We start from the raw sequence: 4,338 nt of genomic DNA, 5'->3' as shown, positions 1-4,338 counted from the left end.
CGACAGCTTCGTGTTCGCGCACAGCCGCCAGGCAACACCCACTTCACCGACGAGAAAGCAACGCTGCTCGGCGCCGCCGCTGACATGCTCGAGGTCGACGAGCACATCGACGCGCTCCGCACTGCTGCCGCCGAGCGCATCAAGGAGCTCGAGGCCCGCCTCGCGCAACTCGAGGCCCCGCAGCAGGCGGCGGTTGCGTGCGCGCCCTGCGCGAGCTGCGGGCAGTTCATGCCCGCCGCGGCCCGCGAGATCTTCAAGGGCTACTGCCACGCCTGCACGGCCGGCGCCGCGGTCCTGAACCAGAAGGCGCTCGACAACGCGCGCCGGTTCTCAAACGCGCGTGAGGCGGACTTCGAGCGCGAGGTCGACCAGCGCAAGAAGGCCGAGGACGCCGTCGAGCTGCTCGAGAAGAAGCTCACGCAGAACGGCACCACCACTCCCATCACCATCGCCTGGGAGCCCGATAGCAACCACGTTGTCGTGACCTACAACAACGCGCCCAGCGTGCGCATCGTCACGAGGAGGAGCTGATGGACACCAAGGAGTTGATCAAAGCGCTGCGTGGGTGGAGGCCCGGCTTCGATGTCGACGCAGAAGACGTTGTTCTGCTTGAAGCGGCGGCTGACGCGCTCGAGAAGGCGCTCGAGTGCCCCGGCGCGCTCTGTGAAAAGCGCCTCGTCTCCCAGGCTCCCACGCCGCAAGGCGCAGTGCTCTTCCTGCGCCGGGAGCTCGAGGGCCACTACACGCTGCTGCTCGAGGGGCCCGGCACGCCCCGCCGCGCGCTCGGGCTCGTCATGGACGACCCCGAGGAGTGCGAGGGGCGCGTCAATGCCGGCAACATCGAGGACATGCTGACCGCGCACCACGCAACGGACATCGCCGAGGCTGTCGCCACGGCATGGGAGAAAGGTCTCGCACGATGAACCAGGACATCGAAGATCATGTTCGCCTGGGATTGCCCGGAGGGATCCCCACTGGGTATCCCTTCGGGTGCCCTGGCGGGCCGGGGGCTAGAAGGCGTATAACCCATGGGTTATACGGGAAACTGAGCCCGTTTCCCGTGAACCCACAGGGGTACCGATAGGGGCGCCCGCTGGGCGTCCAGAAGGGATGAAGGGACATGACAAGCAAGAAGAAGATCACGACCACGACCAGCAGCACGGCGCAGGCCTCTGGGCATGTCTTTGACGAGCTCAACGCCGCGGTGCAGCAGCGCTTCCGAGGGGCCCGCGCCCTGCCGCTCTTCACGACCGACGCGAGTGGGCTCTTCACCGCGTTCATCGCGGGCCTCCCCCTTGGGCACCGGCAGCACCACGCCTGCAACAACTGCCGCCACTTCATCGAGCGGTACGGCGGCCTCGTCACGATCGACGCCGCCGGCAAGCCGCGGTCCGCGTTGTGGGACTCGGAGAACGCCCCCGAGTTCTACAAGGCCGCGGTCGCCGCCATGGAGAAGCGCGTCGCTCGCGCGGCCGTGACCGGCATCTTCTACAGCGAGGAGCCCACGTGGGGCGTGCCGCAGAACGTGAGCGGCTCGACGGGCATCGCCTGGACGCACTTCCACGTCCTCTCGAGTCAAGTCTTCAAGAAGACCGTGCTCAAGAACGCCACGCAGGCCATGGCCGAGCGCCGCGAGGAGTTCGGTATGCTCCAGCGCGGGCTCGCCGAGTTCTCGAGGGAGACGGCGCTGCAGGCGTTGACCCTGCTGAAGAGCGGCAACCTGCCGCGCTCCGAGAAGGCCCTCGGGGTCGCCGAGTGGTTCTTCGGGCTGCACGAGCGCACGAAGGGCGTGCGGGGCAAGGCCCGCGACAACATCGTCTGGCTCGCGGTCGCGACGGCGCCCGTGGGCTTCGCGCACGTGAGAGCGTCCATGATAGGGACACTGCTCGAGGACGTGCAGACCGGGCTGCCGTTCACGACCATCAAGGCGAAGTGGTCCGAAAAGATGGACCCGCTCCAGTACATGCGGCCTCAGTCCGACCCGAGCGCCGGCAACATCGCCCAGGCTGAGAAGGTCGTCGCCGCGCTCCAGAGCACAGGCGCGCTCGCGCGCCGCTTCGCCCGGCTCGACGAGGTGCAGGCGGTCTGGCGCCCGCAGGACCCGCCCGCCGATGCCACGCGAGCCGGCGGCGTGTTCGCGCACGTGAAGCCGAAGGGCAGCGAGCGCTTCGAGAGAAATCTCACGCAGCCCGACGTGGTCATGACTTGGGAGAAGTTCAGCCGAGAGGTGCTGCCGCACGCTCGCGAGATGTTCGCCGACGTGCCCCGAGTTGGCAAGTTCATGGCGCTCCTGACTGCGGTGAACCCAGACGCGCCGCCCATCATTCAGTGGGACATCGACGAGCACCGCAACCCCGTCAATTGGTACGTTTACCCAGGCGGGTCGCACGCAGCGAATTGGGGTCTCGTCGCTGGAGGCTGCGTCAAGGTCACCGCGGTCTGCATGCTCCCGTGCATGTGGAATCCCGACGTCTACCACGTCGGCCAGGGCAAGGGTGTGGTCTTGCTGCTTGAGGGCTGCAGGGAGTCCACCTTCACAGGCGGCATCGCGCTCTTCCCCGAGGTGCTGAAGTCTGCGTACCACGCGGTGCGCAAGACGATCGAGGCTTTCTCGCAGGGCGCGCAGCTCCAGGGCCGCGAGGAGATGTCGGCGTGCGGCCTCGATCTGCGCGCTGGTGAGCCGCAGCCCTGGAACCAGCGCGTGCATGTTGTCGACGAGCACGGAACGCGCACGGCGTACAGCCTCGACAGGTGGGACTGAGGAGGTAGACGATGGCTCTCGAAGCACTGGCATCCTCGATTGCGAACGCTCTCATAGTCGAGGAGATGGCGAGCTTAGGTCTCCGCGCGCTCGACGTGCGGATCGAGCGGCTCGAGCTGAAGGCCGAAAACGTGACACAGAAGACCGAGTGCGCGCGAGTGCGCGTGCTCATCGCAGAGCTGCGGCAGGCGCTCGCGCGAGCCACGCTGCTCGTCGAGCCGCGTCATGAGGACGACGACATCTGATAACTAGTAGAAAAGGTGAAGGGACATGGATCAGAACCAAGCGATGCGGGACATGATCGTGTTGGCGCTGCAGGCGCCGGAGCTCGTGAGCGCGCTCGTGCTCGCGGCCGATGCGTACTACCGGGAGGTGCGCCGCATCCTCGACGAGCGTGTGATCGCGGCGCTCGGCCCGGTGATTCACGCACAGCGGGAAGAGGCGGCGCCCCCCAAGCCGCAGCAGGGCCCGCCCCCCGACCTCGAGGCGCTGGTCACGCTCGTGTACGAGAAGTTCCCGCGCACCGGGCACTCGAACCCGAAGCACTTCGCGCTCGTAAACGGCTGCTCAGGCGAGGACGGGGACCAAGACGGGCTCCGAGTGAACGCACTGCGGCACGCCTTTACGAAGTGCGTGCAGCTCGGGTTCCTCGAGAAGCTCGTGGAGGGCGAAGAATACTGCTGGTGCGGTGACGTCGAGGTGGCGCCGTGACCGAGCAGCTCGACCAGTTCATGACCTACCTCTTCCAGCAGAAGCTGCGCCCGGCGACCGTGTCGCTCTACTGCGGCGCGGTGCGCCGTGCGCTCGAGCTGCCTGACAAGCTGGCCATCCTTGGGAACGAGAAGATCGGCGCCTCCACGCGGGAGACCTACCGCAAAGCGCTCTTCCACTGGGCGAGCTTCACGCAGAACGAGCCGCTGGCCGCGAAGCTGCGGAGCTGGACGCCGGGCCGGCACCCGCAGCGGGTGAAGGAGGTGCGCGTCCTCGACGTCGAGCAGGAGTGGCCTCGGCTCCGGCGCGCGGTGCTCACGCACCACGACCCGGTACTCGCCGCGATCATGTATTTGTTGCTGACCTCGGGGCTCCGCATCGCCGAGGTGCTCGACCTCACACGCGAACAGCTTTTCCAAGCCGCAGCAGGCAACGAGGTCTTCACATTGCAGAAAGGCGGCACCGAGCGACTCTTCGTCCTCCCCACTGAGACGATGCGGCATCAAGGCCATCGGCTTGCCGAGACCGTGCGGTTCGCGGACGCGGACGTCGTCTGGAAGGTGCTCTGCTCGACACGCCGCACGACACGTCGGGCGGTCGAGGACTACATCCGCCGCGAGATGAAGGCGGTGGGCGAGTCAGTGGGGATCCCCGGCGTCCACCCCCACAGCGCGCGGCACACGATCGCGGACGCGGTCTACGAGCAGAAGGGCGATGCCCGCGCCGCCGCCGAGGCCCTGGGCCACAAGGGCACGCGCACGGTCGAGCGCTGGTACATGGACCACACCCGGCGCGGGAAGGCCGCGAGCGTGCTCGGCACCGCCGTGGGAGAAGACGATGAACCAGAAACGACTTGAGGTGTTCGC

The 4,338-nt window shown here is 67.3% G+C and carries 6 protein-coding genes; all 6 read left to right on the top strand.

Translation table 11 applies throughout. The features are described from left to right. Nucleotides 1–531: hypothetical protein (locus WC683_19845; GenBank protein ID MFA4974861.1), on the top strand; the 531-nt coding region annotated here is incomplete at its 5' end. Continuing rightward, the gene (locus WC683_19840) at nucleotides 531–923 is read left to right on the top strand and encodes a hypothetical protein (protein ID MFA4974860.1); all 393 of its coding nucleotides are present in this window, start codon (nucleotides 531–533) and stop codon (nucleotides 921–923) included. The genes WC683_19845 and WC683_19840, both read left to right, overlap by 1 nt. Nucleotides 924–1,120: 197 nt before the next feature. Next, nucleotides 1,121–2,761, top strand: a complete 1,641-nt coding sequence (locus WC683_19835) for a hypothetical protein (protein MFA4974859.1) — start codon at nucleotides 1,121–1,123, stop codon at nucleotides 2,759–2,761. 11 nt (nucleotides 2,762–2,772) lie between these two features. Then, nucleotides 2,773–3,006, top strand: coding sequence for a hypothetical protein (locus tag WC683_19830; protein ID MFA4974858.1), 234 nt, complete (start codon nucleotides 2,773–2,775; stop codon nucleotides 3,004–3,006). Between the two features lie 25 nt (nucleotides 3,007–3,031). Further along, complete coding sequence (locus WC683_19825) at nucleotides 3,032–3,472, top strand: hypothetical protein (GenBank protein ID MFA4974857.1); 441 nt, start codon at nucleotides 3,032–3,034, stop codon at nucleotides 3,470–3,472. Further along, on the top strand, nucleotides 3,469–4,329 hold the full coding sequence (locus WC683_19820) for a tyrosine-type recombinase/integrase (GenBank protein MFA4974856.1): 861 nt from the start codon (nucleotides 3,469–3,471) through the stop codon (nucleotides 4,327–4,329). The genes WC683_19825 and WC683_19820 overlap by 4 nt, the downstream gene beginning before the upstream one ends. The last annotated feature ends 9 nt before the right edge of the window (nucleotides 4,330–4,338 follow it).

This window comes from bacterium (genome assembly GCA_041648665.1).
Taxonomy (GTDB): Bacteria; UBA10199; UBA10199; order 2-02-FULL-44-16; family JAAZCA01; genus JAFGMW01.
The sequence above is the reverse complement of the archived record's forward strand: the minus strand, read 5'-3'. Positions and strand labels throughout refer to the sequence as shown.

Bases quoted from the DNA above. Each gene is read 5' to 3' on its own strand.
- WC683_19835 (MFA4974859.1), top strand. From the start codon at position 1,121: ATGACAAGCAAGAAGAAGATCACGACCACGACCAGCAGCACGGCGCAG.
- WC683_19840 (MFA4974860.1), top strand. From the start codon at position 531: ATGGACACCAAGGAGTTGATCAAAGCGCTGCGTGGGTGGAGGCCCGGC.
- WC683_19825 (MFA4974857.1), top strand. From the start codon at position 3,032: ATGGATCAGAACCAAGCGATGCGGGACATGATCGTGTTGGCGCTGCAG.
- WC683_19830 (MFA4974858.1), top strand. From the start codon at position 2,773: ATGGCTCTCGAAGCACTGGCATCCTCGATTGCGAACGCTCTCATAGTC.